This window comes from Streptomyces sp. NPDC005402 (assembly GCF_040606575.1).
GTDB lineage: Bacteria > Actinomycetota > Actinomycetes > Streptomycetales > Streptomycetaceae > Streptomyces.
In genome coordinates, this window is record NZ_JBEXFB010000003.1 from 171,510 (window position 1) to 188,405 (window position 16,896).

15 protein-coding genes are annotated in these 16,896 nt (G+C 71.2%); 7 read left to right on the forward strand and 8 right to left on the reverse strand.

The window, feature by feature from the left end:
- Positions 1-333: 333 nt before the first annotated feature.
- Entirely contained in the window at positions 334-1,389 is a 1,056-nt protein-coding gene (locus ABZT02_RS06625; RefSeq protein ID WP_356014906.1) for an NlpC/P60 family protein, read from the forward strand.
- Between the two features lie 34 nt (positions 1,390-1,423).
- Here ABZT02_RS06625 and ABZT02_RS06630 read toward each other — a convergent pair whose 3' ends face one another.
- Together ABZT02_RS06630 and ABZT02_RS06635 are read right to left on the reverse strand one after the other, a co-directional pair.
- Complete coding sequence (locus ABZT02_RS06630) at positions 1,424-2,134, reverse strand: response regulator transcription factor (protein WP_355741718.1); 711 nt, start codon at positions 2,132-2,134, stop codon at positions 1,424-1,426.
- Complete coding sequence (locus tag ABZT02_RS06635; RefSeq protein WP_356014908.1) at positions 2,131-3,423, reverse strand: PspC domain-containing protein; 1,293 nt, start codon at positions 3,421-3,423, stop codon at positions 2,131-2,133. Before ABZT02_RS06635 ends, ABZT02_RS06630 begins: the two co-directional genes overlap by 4 nt.
- 178 nt (positions 3,424-3,601) lie before the next feature.
- On the opposite strand from ABZT02_RS06635, the gene ABZT02_RS06640 reads away from it, so the two are divergent.
- Both ABZT02_RS06640 and ABZT02_RS06645 read left to right on the forward strand, forming a co-directional pair.
- The gene (locus ABZT02_RS06640; RefSeq protein WP_356014910.1) at positions 3,602-5,134 is read left to right on the forward strand and encodes a PspC domain-containing protein; all 1,533 of its coding nucleotides are present in this window, start codon (positions 3,602-3,604) and stop codon (positions 5,132-5,134) included.
- Positions 5,121-5,375: a hypothetical protein gene (locus tag ABZT02_RS06645; RefSeq protein ID WP_356014912.1), complete on the forward strand. Its 255-nt coding sequence runs from the start codon at positions 5,121-5,123 to the stop codon at positions 5,373-5,375. The genes ABZT02_RS06640 and ABZT02_RS06645 overlap by 14 nt, the downstream gene beginning before the upstream one ends.
- A 72-nt stretch (positions 5,376-5,447) precedes the next feature.
- Here ABZT02_RS06645 and ABZT02_RS06650 read toward each other — a convergent pair whose 3' ends face one another.
- Positions 5,448-5,978: a DoxX family protein gene (locus ABZT02_RS06650; RefSeq protein ID WP_356014913.1), complete on the reverse strand. Its 531-nt coding sequence runs from the start codon at positions 5,976-5,978 to the stop codon at positions 5,448-5,450.
- Between the two features lie 83 nt (positions 5,979-6,061).
- Positions 6,062-7,351: a hypothetical protein gene (locus ABZT02_RS06655; protein ID WP_356014916.1), complete on the reverse strand. Its 1,290-nt coding sequence runs from the start codon at positions 7,349-7,351 to the stop codon at positions 6,062-6,064.
- Between the two features lie 232 nt (positions 7,352-7,583).
- Between ABZT02_RS06655 and ABZT02_RS06660 the strand changes: the two genes are divergently transcribed.
- The gene (locus ABZT02_RS06660; protein ID WP_356014917.1) at positions 7,584-8,483 is read left to right on the forward strand and encodes a DUF4429 domain-containing protein; all 900 of its coding nucleotides are present in this window, start codon (positions 7,584-7,586) and stop codon (positions 8,481-8,483) included.
- A gap of 66 nt (positions 8,484-8,549) precedes the next feature.
- Here ABZT02_RS06660 and ABZT02_RS06665 read toward each other — a convergent pair whose 3' ends face one another.
- Positions 8,550-9,356, reverse strand: a complete 807-nt coding sequence (locus tag ABZT02_RS06665) for a class II aldolase/adducin family protein (RefSeq protein WP_356014919.1) — start codon at positions 9,354-9,356, stop codon at positions 8,550-8,552.
- A 140-nt stretch (positions 9,357-9,496) separates the two neighbouring features.
- Here ABZT02_RS06665 and ABZT02_RS06670 point away from each other — a divergent pair, with 140 nt between their 5' ends.
- The gene (locus tag ABZT02_RS06670) at positions 9,497-9,964 is read left to right on the forward strand and encodes a pyridoxamine 5'-phosphate oxidase family protein (protein ID WP_356014921.1); all 468 of its coding nucleotides are present in this window, start codon (positions 9,497-9,499) and stop codon (positions 9,962-9,964) included.
- A gap of 14 nt (positions 9,965-9,978) precedes the next feature.
- Here the strand turns inward: ABZT02_RS06670 and guaA are convergent, their stop codons facing one another.
- Positions 9,979-11,556: a glutamine-hydrolyzing GMP synthase gene (gene guaA, locus ABZT02_RS06675; RefSeq protein WP_356014924.1), complete on the reverse strand. Its 1,578-nt coding sequence runs from the start codon at positions 11,554-11,556 to the stop codon at positions 9,979-9,981.
- Positions 11,557-11,870: 314 nt separating this feature from the next.
- Between guaA and ABZT02_RS06680 the strand changes: the two genes are divergently transcribed.
- On the forward strand, positions 11,871-12,125 hold the full coding sequence (locus ABZT02_RS06680) for a chorismate mutase (protein ID WP_356014926.1): 255 nt from the start codon (positions 11,871-11,873) through the stop codon (positions 12,123-12,125).
- A 520-nt stretch (positions 12,126-12,645) separates the two neighbouring features.
- On the opposite strand, the gene ABZT02_RS06685 is transcribed toward ABZT02_RS06680, so the two are convergent.
- Positions 12,646-13,788 (reverse strand): hypothetical protein, encoded by a 1,143-nt coding sequence (locus tag ABZT02_RS06685; RefSeq protein WP_356014927.1) that lies wholly within the window; start codon positions 13,786-13,788, stop codon positions 12,646-12,648.
- A gap of 177 nt (positions 13,789-13,965) precedes the next feature.
- On the opposite strand from ABZT02_RS06685, the gene ABZT02_RS06690 reads away from it, so the two are divergent.
- Positions 13,966-14,991 (forward strand): LPXTG cell wall anchor domain-containing protein, encoded by a 1,026-nt coding sequence (locus ABZT02_RS06690; protein WP_356014929.1) that lies wholly within the window; start codon positions 13,966-13,968, stop codon positions 14,989-14,991.
- 101 nt (positions 14,992-15,092) lie between these two features.
- On the opposite strand, the gene ABZT02_RS06695 is transcribed toward ABZT02_RS06690, so the two are convergent.
- On the reverse strand, positions 15,093-16,868 hold the full coding sequence (locus ABZT02_RS06695; protein WP_356014931.1) for a GMC family oxidoreductase: 1,776 nt from the start codon (positions 16,866-16,868) through the stop codon (positions 15,093-15,095).
- Positions 16,869-16,896: the final 28 nt, after the last annotated feature.

The window sequence follows — 16,896 nt, forward strand, 5'->3', positions numbered from 1 at the left end:
GCGCACCGCGCGAAGTCGACGGCGGCACCCCGGGATCACGGTCACCTTCGGTCACCCGGCGGTCCCCTGGCGGCACTTCCGCACAACGCGTTACCTCCCGGACACGGTCAGGTTTAGCGTCCTCCACCAGGTGACCGGCTCCCCACCGCCGCCCGGGCCAGGGGCGGCAGTCGGCCACCACCGCCGAGAAGGTCCGGCGGCGGCCCGCTCCCCCTGTGCAGGCCGTCGCCGGACGCGCACACCGCCCCGCGCGGTCGTACGGCCGCTCCCCCTGGCGTTCGTACGTCCGCGAGCCTCGGGGCGGCCGATCGTAGGAAGGGACGTGCAGTCCACTTGGCAGCACACCGCAAGCCCCGCAGCCGCTCGGCCGGCGGCCATACGGTCCGTACGGCAGCGACGATCGCCCTCGCGGGGGCCGCCGGCGCCACGGGCTTCAACGGGATCGGACACGCCGAGCCGCAGCTCACACCGGCGCAGGTCAAGGCGAAGGTGGACCAGCTGTACCAGGAGGCCGAGGCCGCCACCGAGAAGTACAACGGGGCGAAGGAGAAGGCGGAGGCGGCCGAGACCCGGCTGGGCACCCTGCGGGACGAGGCGGCCCGCAGGACGCAGCAGCTCAACGAGGCGCGGGACGCGCTGGGTACGATCGCCGCGGCGCAGTACCGCGGTGGCGGCCTCGACCCCGCGATGCAGCTCGCCTTCACCGACGACCCCGACCAGTACCTGGACAGCGCCGAGTTCGTGGAGCGGGCCGGTACGCGCCAGGCCGCCTCCGTGGCGAACGTACGCCGACAGCTGCGGGAGATCGAGCAGCTGCGCGGGGCCGCGCACATCGAGCTGGCCTCGCTGAAGTCGCGCCAGGCGGAGCTGAAGCGCCACAAGAAGACGATCACCGGCAAACTGGGCGCGGCCCGCCGACTGATGTCCCAGCTGCCGGCCGGGGAAGGGGCGGGGGACGGCGGGGATCGCGCCTCACGGGCCACCACGGGCACACGCGACGAACTGGCGGTCCCCGGCGCGGCCACCACCGGAGCCCCCAACTCCCGTGCTGCGGCAGCCGTTTCCTACGCCTACGCCAAGCTCGGCAGCCCCTACGTATGGGGCGCCACCGGCCCGGACGCCTTCGACTGCTCGGGCCTCATCCAGGCCGCCTACCGCTCCGCGGGCATCTCCCTGCCCCGCACGACCTACGCCCAGATCGACGCCGGCCGGCGCGTCTCCCGCTCCGAACTCCTCCCGGGCGACCTGGTGTTCTTCTACTCGGGCATCAGCCACGTCGGCCTCTACATCGGCAACGGCCAGATGATCCACGCCCCGAACCCGTCCGCACCGGTGCGGGTGGCGCCGATCGACCAGATGCCGTTCGCGGGCGCCACGCGCGTGGGGTGAGTGCGCGCGGCATGAGTGCGCGTGGTCGTGTGCGTCAGACCAGTCGGCGCGCCGTGGCCCACCGGGTCAGCTCGTGACGGTTCGACAGCTGCAGCTTCCGCAGCACCGCCGAGACATGGGACTCGACCGTCTTCACCGAGATGAACAGCTGCTTGGCGATCTCCTTGTACGCGTAACCGCGCGCGATGAGCCTCAGCACCTCGCGCTCGCGCTGCGTGAGACGGTCCATGTCCTCGTCGACCGGCGGGGCGTCGGTGGAGGCGAAGGCGTCCAGGACGAAACCGGCCAGGCGCGGCGAGAAGACGGCGTCGCCCTCCTGGACGCGGAAGACGGAGTCGACAAGGTCCGTGCCGGTGATCGTCTTCGTCACATAGCCGCGTGCTCCGCCCCGGATCACTCCGATCACGTCCTCTGCCGCGTCCGAGACGGACAGGGCGAGGAAGCGGACGGGCTGCTCGGCGTCGGCCATCAACGGGGCGCACCGGCGCAGCACCTCGACCCCGCCGCCGCCCGGGAGATGGACGTCGAGGAGGACGACCTCGGGACGGGTCGCGGTGATGACGGTGACGGCCTGGTCGACGTCGGCGGCCTCCCCGACCACCTCGACGCCGGTCTCCTCGGTCCGGCCGATCTCGGCCTGGACCCCCGTACGGAACATGCGGTGGTCGTCGACGAGGACCACGCGCACCCGGCGCCCGTCCGCGCCCCCGGTGACCTCCGCCGTGCCGTTCGCCTCGTCGCTCATGACGTCTTCTCCGCCCTCTCCATCTCCAGCTCGACCTCCGTGCCGCCGCCCGGCACCGCCCGCAGCCGGGCCGTGCCGCCATGGCGCTCCATGCGGCCGATGATCGATTCTCTGACACCCATCCGGTCGGCGGGTATCGAGTCGAGGTCGAAGCCGGGGCCGCGGTCCCGGACGGACACGAAGACCGTCCTGCCCTCGACTTCGGCGTAGACCTGTACGGCGCCGCCCTCGCCACCGTACTTGGCGGCGTTGACCATCGCCTCACGCGCGGCCTGCATCTGCGCACCGGTTCTCTCGTCGAGCGGGCAGTCGCCGACGACGACCACCTCTATGGGGACGCCGTGCTGGTCCTCGACCTCGGCGGCGTTGCGCCGCACGGCGTCGGCGAGGTCGGTGGGTTCGTCGGCCTCGTCCTTGCCGGTGCCCTCGGGTTTGTACAGCCAGGTGCGCAGGTCGCGCTCCTGGGCGCGGGCGAGGCGGCGCACCTCGTTCGCGTTCTCCGCGTTGCGCTGGATCAGGGTCAGGGTGTGCAGCACCGAGTCGTGGACGTGGGCCGCGACCTCCGCGCGCTCCTGGGCACGGATACGCATCAGGCGCTCCTCGGAGAGGTCCTGGGTCATGCGGACGAGATACGGCCCCGCGAGGAGCGTTATCCCGACGAGGACCGCGAGCGCCGCCTGGAGGACGGAGCCGAGGTGGGCGGCGGAACCCTGCAGGACGAAGATCCCGGAGACACCGGCGGTGACGAGCAGGACACCGCCCGCGGCCCGCAGCAGCGTCAGGGTGCGCCGTCGACGGCCCACCTCCATCCAGCGGGCCCGGCGGGCGTTGTCCGCCTGGCGCCAGACCAGGGCCACGCCCGCGCCGACCAGGACCGCCGGCCAGAGGTAGGTCTTGGCTCCATTGCCGACCTTGACATTGCCGACGAAGACCATGGCCACGACGACCATGAGCAGCAGGGCCACGATCTGGCCCTTGTCCGGGCGGCGGGTGACCAGTCTGCGGCGGCCGTCCGGGGAGGTCTCGGTGGCGACCAGGGACGGGGGCCTCTGCCCACCGACCCCGCCGATGCCGAGCGGCACGAAGAACCAGAACGCGGCATACAGCAAAGCGCCGAGACCGTCCGCCATGAACAGACCGACGAAGACCAGCCGCACCCAGATCACGGGCAGCCCGAGATGCCCGGCGAGGCCCCGCGCCACACCACCCAGCCAGCGTCCGTCACTGCTGCGGTAGAGCTTGCGCGGCGGCCGCGGTTCGACGAGGGGCGCTGCTGCGGCTTCCGGCATGCCATCGATGGTCACACGGCCGGGGTGCGGGGGCATCAGGGTTGGCCCCCGAGACTCCCCTGATCTTCGAACGGCGCGCCTCCCGAACGCTTCCCTCTCCCCTCTCAGGGCCGATATCAGGGTCCGGCCAGGGTCGTTCCGACTCCCGTCACGCCCCCGCGCCCGTCACCATGGACACATGACAGATCACCAGCACGCCGCGGGCGCCGGATCCGACGGAGGCCCGGACCCGGGCACCGGCCCCGGTCCCGGCGCGGGTGCGTCCGCCGACACCGGCGAGGCTTCGCGTGCGTACGGGCGGGCGAGCACGCGGAAAGAAGAAGGAGGCACACCGGCGGACCCGCACACCGGACCCCTCGGGCACCGCACGACGACCGACGCCCCCGCCCCGCCCACCGTCACCCTCCAGGACACGGCCCCCGCCGAGGACGCGCCCCCGGCCCCCCTGCGCCTGCGGCGGGACCGGCGGCACAAGCTGCTCGCCGGGGTGTGCGCCGGACTCGGGCGGCAGTGCGACATGGACCCGGTGATCTTCCGGATCACGCTGACCGTGCTGTCGGCGACCGGCGGCATCGGCCTCATCTTCTACGGCTTCGCCTGGCTCTTCGTCCCGTACGAGGACGACGACGAGAACGAGGTGCGCAAGCTCCTCACCGGCCGGGTGGACGGCCAGGCCCTGACCGGCGTGCTCTTCGCCCTGGTCGGCTGCGGGGTCTTCCTCACCATGCTGAGCAACACCGGCGTGCTGACCTTCGCCGTGGTCCTCTCGCTGCTCCTCGCGGGCGCCGGGTACTGGTCGCGCAACCGCGGCACCCCCGACCCCGATCCGCTGTCCGCCCAGGCCGTCGCCGACGCTCCACCGGAGGCCCAGGCCCCACCGGTGGCCGCCGGCTACCCGTCCTGGTGGCGTGACCCCATCGTCAAGGACGGCACCCACGTCGGCGGCACGGGCTATCTGTGGGGCCCGAGCGACTCCCGCGATCGTGACATCGCGGCGGCCGTCAACATCGGCCGGGGCGTCTCCTGGAGCCGCCGCGAGGACATCCGCACGGCCCGGATCCAGACGCCGAAGCCCCGCGGTCCCCGCTGGATCGGCGGCTGGGTCTTCCTGCTCGCCCTGTTGGCGGGCGGCCTCGGCACCGGGGCGACCTGGCAGGACCACGCCCTGGGCACCAGCCTGCAGACCGGTCTGTCCTGCGCGCTGATCGTCCTGGGCCTGGGTATAGCGATCAGCTCCTTCCTGGGCCGCACCGGAGCGGGTTCGATCCTTCTGGCGATCATCACAGCGGGCCTGCTCGCCGCGTCGGCCGCTCTCCCGAAGGACATCACCACCCACTGGGTCCGCACGAACTGGACACCGGCGGCGACGCAGAACATCCGCGAGCACTACGAACTAGGCACCGGAGTAGGCACCTTGGACCTGTCCCGCGTCGACTACACCAAGGGCCGGGCGGCGACGACCCAGGCCGACGTCGGGGTGGGACGACTGGTGGTGATCGTGCCACCGGACGTGACCGTGAAAGCCGTCATCGACGTGGGAGTGGGCGACATCCAGTTGCCGGGCGACGACCAGGCGGACGTGGACGTGGCACCGGGCAAGCGCAAGGAGATCACCCTGAAACCGGTCCCGGGCGCCAAGAACACCGCCACCCTCGACCTCGACCTGCGGGTCGGCATCGGCCAGGCGGAGGTGCGCCGTGCTGCGTCATGACTTCCGACCGGGAAAACTGGTCGCCGGCCTCTTCCTGACCGCTGCGGGCATCACCTACGCCGGTGACGCGGGCGACGCCTGGGACACCCCGTGGTTCGCGGTGATCCCCATGGTCGTCGGCGGTCTCTGCCTCGCCGGCGCGATAGGGCTGCTGGCCCGGGCCGTACGCAACCACCGCGACAGCCGGCGTACCAGCACACCGCCGGTCGACGAGACGCCCCAGCCGCCCGTGCCCCACTGATCAGCGTCGGGGGGACAGCCTCGCACCGGACCACGGCCCCTCCCCGGCCGGCGGCGGCTCCGCCGACCGGAGCTACCGGTAACCTCCCGCCCGCTGCCGTCGTCGGGCGCGCAAGGCGGCGTCCACGGAGAACACGGAGGCGCCCGCGAGGACGAGGGGCAGCCAGGCCATCAGATAGGCGAGGTCGTTGCCGTAGTAGTAGGGGTCGGACGCCCAGCTCACGGTCAGCCACAGGCTGAGTGAGATCAGCGCACCGCCGAGTGCCGCCAGGCGGGCGAGGATGCCGAGCAGGGTGCCGATACCGACGGCGAGTTCACCGAAGGCGATGGCGTAGCCGAAGCCGACGGGATTCTTCAGGGACAGGTCGACCAGTGCGGGGATGGCCGAGGAATCCCGGACGCTGCGCATCATGTCGCCGATGGAGCCCGAGCCGGAGCCCTTCATGAAGGCGCTGTCGGTCAGCTTGTCCAGGCCGGCGTAGATGAAGGTGACGCCGAGGAAGATGCGCAACGGCAGTAGGGCGTACTGGCCGATGCTGTCCCGCCAGGACCGTTCTTCGTCGTAATAGGGGGCGTGCGTGTCCGTACGAAAACCGTGAGTCATCGCTTCGAGCCGCCTCTCCAACAGCGTGCCGAGACCCCTCACACGACCATACGTACGGCGGGGCGGCGGTACTCAATGCGATGTCAATCCGTCACATCGATCGCGTACCGGTTCGTCTCCACCCCGGCAGCCGTCACCACCTGCACCTCCACCCGTCCCGGCTCCACATCCGCCGGTACCGGCACGGTCAGCACCTCGTCCGTGGGGTTGCTGAAGCCCCCGGCGACCGGCACCAACGGCACATGCACGTTCACCGGCCCGATCCGCACCACCATCCGGGACAGCCGGTCCGCCCGCTGCGCCCCCGGCGGCACGAACCCGGCACCCCTGATCTCGATGTCGTCCCCGGTGCGGATGGGCCCGTCCAGGTCTCCGGCCTCCCGCGACCGCACCACGGACAGGATCACCGGCCGGCCGCCCTCCGCGTACTTCCCCGCCACATACGTGGCCGCGGACACCAGCACGACCACCGCCAGCCCCCAGGGCAGATCCGGCAGTTGATCCGGCCGCCGGGCCAGCCGCACAGCCGCGAACAGCAGGGCGACCCCGCCGATCACGACGTACTGGATGTCGGCGAAGGCGCCGCGCCCGGAGTCGTCCGTCAGCAGGTCGGCGGCGCGGGGCCGGTCCGCGCGTACCTTCTGCAGCCGCTGCCCGAGGACCCGCAGCCCGATCACCCGCCGCACCAGCACAGCGATCCCGCACACCACGGCCAGTACCGTCACGACCCCCGCGCCCCGGGCCAGTTCGAGCCCGGAGATCAGCGCGTCCCGCTCACCGCTCTCGGAGGCCGCGGCCAGACGGCCCACCAGCACCAGCACCGCGTAGGCGACGAACAGCACCCACGCCACCGCGACGGCCCGCGAGGTGGACAGCCGGTTGTCCTCACCGATGACCGGTGCGAGCACCCCGCCGCGGGCCCGGTGGAACCAGGACGCCGCGGTCAGCGAACCCGCGACCACGAGGGCCGCCACCAGCCCGGCCGTACGTGCCGCGGTCCATCCCGCCCCGATGGCCGTCAGCGCCTGGACGAGGAGCAGCACCACGACAGCGGCCCACACCACGTACGCGGTGCGACGCCACAGCCGTGCGAGCCAGGCGGCACCCTCCGCCCGCCCCCGCTCGGCCACGGCCTCCGCGGACTGGGTCAGTTCCTCCGAGACCCACTGCCGGGAGGCCGACGCGGAGTGCGCCACGGCCGCGGGCAGGCCCTGCCCGGCGGCGAACTCGTCCCGCTTCAGGAGGAATTCCGCCACCGCCCGCCGATGTCCGGCCCGCGCCCCGTGCGGGCAGTCCCCACAGGTGCAGCCGCCCTCGTGCGTACCTCCGGGCACGCCCCCGGCCGCGCTCTGTCTCGCTTCCTGCACCGCCACGCCCGACGCCCGCCTTCCCACAACCCTTGGCCCTCTGGCCCCATATGACCTCACGGCCGACCGGCCGCAGAACCTACAAGCTCTCGCGCCCCACGCCCCACGAAGAACCCCGGACAACTCCCCCGTGATGACAGCGAATTGTGCCCTACGGCACACCACCCGCGTCCGGCAGGTGTGGTCAGCGCGGGTGACGCGGCGCCCGCCGTGTTGACCCGGCTGCGAGAATTTCCCTATGGCCGAGATCATCCAGCGTGACGGGACCTGGGTCTTCGACGGCACAACGGTCAGGATCACCCCGGGACTTCACCGCTCCGTGCCGCTGTTCCGGCAGACGTACGGCGAGGTCGCGGTGCCCTTGGAGGCCATTTCCGGCGTGGCGTTCGAGCCGGAACGCAGGCGCGGCCGGTTGCGGATGCGGCTGCGCGAGGGCGCGGACCCGCTGCTGCACGCGACCGGCGGACGCCTGCCGGACGCGGCCGATCCGTACCGCCTGGTCGTGGACGTCGACCGCGCCGGGGTCGCCGAGTACGTGGCCGAGGAGATCCGCCGGGCCCTCCTCCTCGACCAGATCCCGAAGGACCCGACGAAGACGTATCTGCTGTCCGGCCCACCGGTCCCGGTCTCGGTGCGTTCCTCCGACGGCACGGTCTCCTTCGACGGCACCCAGGTCCGCATCGACTGGGCCGAGACCTCCGACCGCGTCAAGCGGGCGACCGGCCCGCGGATCATCGACGTGGGTGACCTCGCCCGGGTCGAGTGGCTGCCCAACTCCGGTTACGAGGACGGTTTCATGCGGTTCGTGACCCGCGAGACGTCCTTCTCGAAACTGCCGCCGGAGAAGGACCCGTACGCCCTCGACCTGTGGGGCAGCACGCGCCGCGACCTGCTCACGGCGCTCGTCGCGACGGCGGTCACGGCCCGGCTGCCGCACCCGTCCACCCGCGGGGACATCGCGTACGAGGACGAACGCGCCCACCGCCGCCGGCTCACCGCGGCCGCCATACCCCCCTCTGCCGACCATCACGACGTCCTCCTGCGCAGGCTGCGGGAGCTGGGTGAGCTGCACCGTGACGGGGTGCTCACGGACGAGGAGTTCGCGATGACGAAGGCCGCGGTGCTGCGAGGCTTCTAGCTCATGCGGGGGTTCTGCTTCAGGCGGCTTGTGGCTCATGCGCGGCTTGTGGCTCGTGCGAGGCCTCTAGCTCAGCAGGTCCGGCTCGCTGCGGCTGATGTCCTGCCACGTCGGCTGGTAGTTGATCCACGCCACCAGATCCCCGCCCAGCTGCTCCCGGGTCGCCACCGCCGCCCGGTGGTCGATGAGTACGGGCCGTCCCGCCGCCCGCGCCAGCAGCTGCACCTGGCTGGACCGTTCCATCGACAGGAACCACCAGGCCGCCGCGTCCACCGAGTCCCCGACGGTCAGCAGCCCGTGGTTGCGCAGCACCAGCGCCTTCCGGGAGCCGAGCGCGGCGGCGATCCGGCGGCCCTCCTCGGCGTCGACGGCGACCCCGGTGTAGGCCTCGTACAGCGCGTGGTCCTCGTAGAAAGCGCAGCTCTCCTGGCTGATCGGGTCGAGGAGCTCGCCGAGGGCGGACAGCGCCCGCCCGTGCACGGAGTGGCAGTGGGCGACGGCGACGACGTCGGGACGGGCGGCGTGCACCTGGGAGTGCACGGTGAAGGCCGCCTGGTTGACGTGGTAGCGGCCGTCGAGCACCTGCCCGTCGGAGTTGGCGAGCACGAGGTCGCTCACGGTGACGTGCTTGAAGGGCATGCCGAAGGGGTTGACCCAGAAACAGTCGGTGAACTCCGGGTCGCGTGCGGTGATGTGCCCGGACACCCCGTCCTCGAAGCCGAGCCGGCCGAAGATCCGCAGCGCCCCGGCCAGCCGCTCCTTGCGGTGCCGGCGCTCCTCCTCGACGGAGTCGTGCATCGGCGGCATGGCGAACTGCAGCTTCTCGGTGGGCAGCGGCATCGGCGGAGTGGGCCCGAGGGGCGTCTCGTGCATGTGCTCCTCCAGCACTGGGTTGCTTTACGGGGCGGAAGTTACCGTCGGTCAGCGCAAGAGAACAGGGGTGGTTTGTAAAGATGGCGCACACGGTCGATACCAGACAGCAGATGTCGGGTATCGACGGAAGACTGACCGGTATGAACTGGGCAGCTTTCAACTCCGCGGAACCCGACCTGGCCAAGACCGTCGAGGCACGCTTCGGCGCCTTCACCCATCACGTCCTCGCCACGCTCCGCAAGGACGGCTCCCCGCGCACCACCGGCCTGGAGGTCCGCTTCCTGAACGGCGAACTCTGGCTCGGCATGATGCCGGACTCGCTCAAGGCCCTCGACCTGCGCCGGGACGCGCGGTTCGCGCTCCAGGCGAACCCCGGGGAGGGGCAGTCCATGGGCGGCGGCGATGTACGGATCGCCGGGCGGGCGATCGAGGTCGAGGACGCCGAGGCCAAGAGGGCGTACGTGACAGAGGTGGAACCGCCGGAGCCGTTCCACCTCTTCCGCACCGAGCTGACGGAGGTCGTGCGCACCTATGTCGAGGACGAGAAGCACCTGGTCCTCCAGATCTGGAAGCCCGGTCAGCCCTTGCGCACGATCAAGCGCGCCTGAGCCTCACAGCGGGCTCACTCCCACTCGATCGTCCCCGGCGGCTTCGACGTCACGTCGAGCACCACGCGGTTGACGTCGGCCACCTCGTTGGTGATCCGCGTCGAGATCTTCGCGAGGACGTCGTACGGCAGTCGCGACCAGTCGGCGGTCATGGCGTCCTCGGACGAGACCGGGCGAAGGACGATCGGGTGGCCGTAGGTCCGGCCGTCGCCCTGGACGCCGACGCTGCGGACGTCCGCGAGCAGGACCACCGGGCACTGCCAGATGTCGCGGTCGAGGCCGGCGGCGGTCAGCTCCTCGCGGGCGATGGCGTCGGCGTCGCGCAGCAGGTCCAGGCGCTCCTTGGTGACCTCGCCGACGATGCGGATACCGAGGCCGGGGCCGGGGAACGGCTGGCGCTGGACGATCTCGTCCGGGAGCCCGAGCTCCTGGCCGACCATCCGGACCTCGTCCTTGAACAGCTTGCGCAGCGGCTCGATGAGCTGGAACTCGAGGTCCTCGGGGAGGCCGCCCACATTGTGGTGGGACTTGATGTTGGCGGTGCCGGTGCCGCCGCCGGACTCGACCACGTCCGGGTAGAGCGTGCCCTGGACGAGGAACTCCACCGCCGGACCCTCGTCCGCGATGATCTCCGCCTGCGCCTGCTCGAAGACCCGGATGAACTCGCGGCCGATGATCTTCCGCTTCTCCTCGGGGTCGGAGACCCCCTGGAGCGCGGTCAGGAAGCGCTCCTCCGCGTCGACGACGACCAGCTTCACGCCGGTCGCGGCAACGAAGTCCTTCTCGACCTGCTCGGTCTCGCCCTTGCGCATCAGGCCGTGGTCGACGTACACGCAGGTCAGCTGGTCGCCGATGGCGCGCGCGACCAGGGCGGCGGCCACCGCGGAGTCCACACCGCCGGACAGTCCGCAGATCGCGCGCCTGTCGCCGACCTGCTCGCGGATCGCGGCGACCTGCTCCTCGATCACGTTGCCGGTGGTCCAGTCCGGCTTCAGGCCGGCGCCCCGGTACAGGAAGTGCTCCAGGACCTGCTGGCCGTGCGTGGAGTGCATGACCTCGGGGTGGTACTGGACGCCGTAGAGCTTCTTCTCGTCGTTCTCGAAGGCGGCGACCGGGACGACGTCCGTGGAGGCCGTGACCGAGAAGCCCTCGGGGGCGGCGGAGCAGGCGTCGCCGTGGGACATCCACACCGACTGCTCGTCGGGGGTGCCCTCGAAGAGGGTGGAGCCCGACTTCGAGACGTGCAGCGGCGTACGGCCGTACTCACGCGCGCCGGTGTTGTCGACGGTGCCGCCGAGGGTGGTGGCCATCAGCTGGAAGCCGTAGCACATGCCGAAGACCGGGACGCCGGCCTCGAACAGCTCGCGGTCCAGGCGCGGGGCACCCTCCGCGTACACCGACGAGGGGCCGCCGGAGAGGATGATCGCCGCCGGGTTCTTGGCGAGCATCTCCGCGACCGGCATGGTGCTCGGCACGATCTCGCTGTAGACCCGGGCCTCGCGGACACGACGGGCGATGAGCTGGGCGTACTGCGCACCGAAGTCGACGACCAGGACGGTGTCGGGGGCGGCGGCGGGGTTCGCTGATGACACGGGTTGCCTTCCGGCGGTGAGCGAGGTGTGTGTGGTACCGAGTCTACCGGGAGTCGCGGGGCCGGCTCGGGGCCGAGCTCGTCTCAGGATGCGAACCGGGTTGGACACTCTCCCGGGGCCCGGCATACTGCTGCCATGCTCACGCAGACGACCTTCCTCTTTACCTATGGCACCCGGCCCGCCGGCTGCCATGGTCGTGCTGCTTGAGCAACTGACAAGCGACTTCCCAGGCGCCCCGGGCCGACAAGGTCCGGGGCGCCCGTGTTTTCCGGACCTTGCCGCTCCGGGGCATCCACCCCACCCAGGAGCCCCGCATGACCACCACATCCGAAGCGACCGTCGCGGACGCCCGTGAGCGCATCGACGCGCTCGACGACCGGATCATCGGTCTGATCCAGGAACGGATGGCCGTCTCGTCCGTCGTCCAGCAGACCCGTATCGCCTCCGGCGGCCGACGGGTCCACCTGGCCCGCGAGATGGAGATCCTCGGCCGCTACCGCGAGGCCCTCGGCCGGCCCGGCACCTCCCTCGCCATGACGCTGCTCGAACTGTGCCGCGGTCGCATCTGAGTTCGGGCCCCGCCTCACCCGTACGGCGCGTGACCGCGGCGCGCACCGCTTCGTTGGGGGTGGTGTCCGTGCCAGCCAGGGGCGGGCGCGACAGAACCACGCGTGGCTCGCTGGAGCGATGAGGTGTACGGATCACGCCGTGCGCCGTGGGACCTCGCTCCAGGTAGTGACCGGACGGCAGGGGACAGCAGCCCGGTCACCCAAGAGACGGTCGGCTCCGGGGACGCCCGGGGCCGGCCGGCGGGGGCAAGTACCGGCACAAGGCTGGGTCAAACGGTTGCGGAGGCCGCGTCCATCCAGCACGATGCCTAGAAAGCCCCCAAGTCCCTCCGCAGACAACCGCATTCGTGCGTCACCTTACTGCCAGAGGTCCAGACCAAGGGGCACGACGCACACAGAGCAAGCGGCGCAACCCCCCGGCGCCGCTCCCAGGCACCGGCGCTGCCCTGACGTCGGTGCTGACGAAGAAGGGCCCCGCGGCTCCGTCCCGCGGGGCCCTTCGCCTGCCCGGCTCCGGGGTTCAGACGCGGGAGACGGTTCCGCAGCCTTCCGCGCGGCCCGCGTCGAGGGGCTTGCTGCGGTCGTACGGGTCCGTGGTCGGTCCCGTCGGGTCCGGTCCCGTGGTCTCGGCCGAGCTGAACGACGGGTGCAGATAGCCGTCGTACACCTCGCAGGCCGAGTTGTTGATGTCCTGGTCCCAGTTCACGACGGTGAGCTTGCCCGGGGTGACCTGGTACTTGGCCGGGTCGGAGATCTCGACGTCGAGAACGCGGCGGATGATGGTGCGGGTGACCTCGGTGGAGCCGTTGGTCTGCACGACCGGGTAGACGAAGGTGTAGTCGGCGTGCACGGCGACGGAGGCGTGCTCCCCGGCCCTGAAGGTCATACGGCCGCGGGTCTTCACGACGTCGCCGACCGGCCGGACCTTCTTCGGGTCGAAGCGGCTGAACATCCACAGGGGGTCGTGCTTGTCGTCCGGCTTGCGCAGGCCGGTCTCCAGGAGCCCGCGGACGTCCTTCTGCAGCGGGTCCAGCACATCGAGCGCCGCCTCGGGCCGTTCGCCGCGCAGGGTCGCCGGGGCGAGGTTGGACTCGACGAGGAGCTTCTTGGTCAGCTCCAGCGCCTGCTCGACCTTCGCCTGGGACCGGCCGGAGACGGCCTTCGCCTTCGGTACGGCGATCCCGGCGGCACCGTCGGCCCAGCGCTTGGCGGGCGAGCCGGCGAACGGGTCGTCCAGGGTGGGGATCTGGGAGGCCTCGGCGGAGGGCGCGGCCGTCGGCGCGGCGGTCTCCTGCGGCAGCGGGGAGGACACGGCCCCGGAGGAGGACTCCCCGCCGAAGGGGTCGCCGGGCACCAGCGAGGGTTTCACCGCGACGACGGCCACCACGACCGCGACGGTGACACCGAGGACGCCCCACAGGCCGCGCCGGCTCTTCTTCTGCTGCCAGGCCGGCCCGGTGCGCCAGCCCTCCGGCAGTTCGCCGCGCGCTTCCTGTCGCCGCAGCCGCTCCGTCACCTCGCGGGCCCGCGCGGAGGGTTCCTTGGGGGCGGAGTCCCGGATGTCGCGCTCGGAGTCCCGGACGAACCGTTCCCAGACGTCGTCGGGGATCTTGGGGTCTTCTGACACGTGGGTCAGTTGTAGGGCCTGGGAAAGTCCGTTCACAAGATGAACCCCTGTGTGACTCAGCCCACATAAGTTTTCTGTGAATGCCCGCACAACCATTCACCGTTGTCGTGGATCAAACCTCACGAACCACGGGCCCCACCCGCGCCCCACACGCGGAGGCCTCACCCTGACGCGTGCCGCGGAAGTGCGGCACACCTGACTTCCGAGGTCTTCATGAAGCTTCGCCGTGCACTGGCCGCCGCCGCCGCGACCGCCGCGATAGCGCCGCTGGCCCTGTTCGCCGCGCCGAGCGCCTTCGCGGACGAGACCCCCACGCCGACCGCGCCCGAGAGCACGCCCGCCGACACCACCCCGACGGCCCCCGAGAGCACCCCGGCCGACCCGGCCACCACCCCGGCTGACCCGGCGAGCACGCCTGCGAGCAGCAGCCCCTCCACGAGCGCGTCCAGCTCGGCCACCGCCAGCAGCAGCCCCTCCACGAGCCCGTCCGGGTCGGCCAGCGCCAGCGCCAGCCCCTCCCCGAGCGAGAGCGACGAGCCTGTCGAGGAGTGCCCCGTCGACGAGGACGGCGCCCCGGTCGTAGGCGACAGCGACGACCTGCACAGCTCGCTGACCGGTCTGCCCGAGAGCATCGTGGCAGGCAGCGGCTGGACGAACTTCAAGTTCAACGTCAGCAACGACGGCGACGAGGCGATCAAGGACATTCAGCCCCTCGTCGGCGTCAGCGCGGTCGACTGGGACTTCGACAAGGACTACGACGACCTGGTCACCGTGCAGGTGAAGCAGGGCGGCGCCTGGGTCGACGTGGCCACGCAGTTCGGCGAGGGCGGCGCGTTCAACGCCTTCACCCTCGACGGCGGCGACTCCCTCAGCTACCAGCTGCGGGTGAAGGTCGCCCGTGAGGTCCCGAGCGCGATCGGCATCGCCATCGGTCTCGCCGAGTACTCGGACGACAAGGGCTGCTGGGTCTCCAGCGACGAGAACATGGGCGTCTACTTCTTCGAGGTCCTGCCGGCCGGCTCCGACGCCGGCAAGCCGAACGACGCCAAGCCGCAGACCGGTGGCAAGAGCCCCATCTCCGACGTCAACGGCGTCGACGTGGACGGCCAGCTCGCCGAGACCGGTTCGAGCTCGGCCCTGCCGGTCCTCGGCCTCGTCGGCGGCTTCGCCGTCGTCGCCGGTACCGGTGTGGTCTTCGCGGTGAAGCGCCGCAAGGGTGTGGCCGGCGCGCACGCCTGAGTCGTAGCGCGGTGAGCACGGCTTGACGCAGGACAAGGGAAGGACCCGCACTCGGAGGGGGGTGCGGGTCCTTCTCTTTGGCCTTTTTCCGTTTCCCGGCGCTACGACTTCTTCGGGACCGCCGGTATCCCCAGGAACGGCAGCTTCAGCGCGCCGAAGGCCTCCGCCGGGACCGCCGGCGACTTGGGCTCGACGGCGCCGAGACGGACGTAGGCCTCGCCCTGCGCCGGACGTGGGTCCTGCTCGCCCTTGTTGGGCCAGTACGACATCGCCCGCTCGGCCTGTGCGGTGATCGTCAGCGAGGGGTTCACGCCGAGGTTCGCGGAGACCGCGGCGCCGTCCACGACCGAGATCCCGGGGTGGCCGTAGAGCCGGTGGTACGGGTCGATGACGCCGGTGTCGCGGGAGGAGCCGATGGGGCAGCCGCCGAGGAAGTGCGCGGTGAGCGGGGCGCCCATCAGCTCGCCGACGTTGGATCCGGCGAAACCGTTGATGTCGGCGGCGATCGCGGACGCGGCCTCCGAAGCGGTCTTGATCTGCTTGGGGTTGGGGGCGCCGTGGCCCTGGCGGGCGGTGAGCAGTCCCTTGCCGACGCCGTCCGGTTTCAGGTACGTCGTCAGGGAGTTGTCCAGCGACTGCATGACCAGGCCGATGATGGTCTTCTCCGACCAGCGGCGGTTGGAGAGGGAGCGCAGGACGAGGAGCGGATGCTTCGCGGCGTTCGCCAGCCAGGCCATGACCCGCGACGAACCCTCGGCGTACGGCACCTGCAGGATCGACAGGCCGCCCATCGAGTTGGAGCCCTTGCCGTAGCGGACCGGCTCGATGTGGGTGTTCTCGTCCGGGTGGATGGACGAGGTGATGGCGACGCCCTGGGTGAAGTCGACCTTGGGCACACCGGTCGCCCTGCGGTAGCGGCGGTTGTCGGTCTGGGCGCCGACCAGGGCCTCGGAGTTGGTGCGGGTGAGCTCGCCCAACCTCTCCGAGATGTACGGCAGTTGGCCGCCCGCCTTCATGCGGTGCAGGAGGGTCTGGGTGCCGTAGGTGCCGGCGGCGATGACGACCTTGCGGGCCTTGAAGACCTTGCCCTCACTCTTCTTCCGGTCCGTGGGCAGGGTCGCGATCGCGTAGCCGCCCTGGGAGTCGTCCGTGACCGACACGACGGTGGTCAGCGGGTGGACGACCGCGCCCGCCTTCTCGGCGAGGTGGAGGTAGTTCTCGTTCAGGGTGTTCTTGGCGCCGTGCCGGCAGCCGGTCATGCACTCGCCGCACTCGACGCAGGCCTTGCGGGCGGGGCCCGCGCCGCCGAAGTAGGGGTCCTCGACCTGCTCGCCGGGGGCCGCCTTGCTCCTGCCCCCGGCGTCCTCGCCGTCGCCGAAGAAGACTCCGACCGGGGCCATGTGGAAGGTGTCGCCGACGCCCATCCGTTCGGCGGCCGCCTTCAGGTGGACGTCGGAGGGGGTCATCGTCGGGTTGAGCCGTACGCCGAGCATGCGCCGGGCCTGGTCGTAGTACGGCGCGAGCTCCTCCTGCCAGTCGGTGATGTCACGCCACTGCGGGTCCTCGAAGAAGGGCTTCGGGGGGACGTAGAGGGTGTTGGCGTAGTTGAGGGAGCCGCCGCCGACGCCCGCTCCCGCGAGGACCATGACGTTGCCCAGGAGGTGGATGCGCTGGATGCCGTACATGCCGAGTTTCGGCGCCCAGAGGTAGTTCTTCAGGTCCCAGGAGTTCCTGGGGAGCGTCTCCCGGGTGAAGCGGCGGCCGGCCTCCAGGACACCTACGCGGTAGCCCTTCTCGGTGAGGCGAAGGGCGGTGACGCTGCCGCCGAAGCCGGAGCCGACGACGATGACGTCGTAGTCGTAGGTGTCCTGTGGCACGTGCTCTCCTCGTTGAGAACGTCGTTCG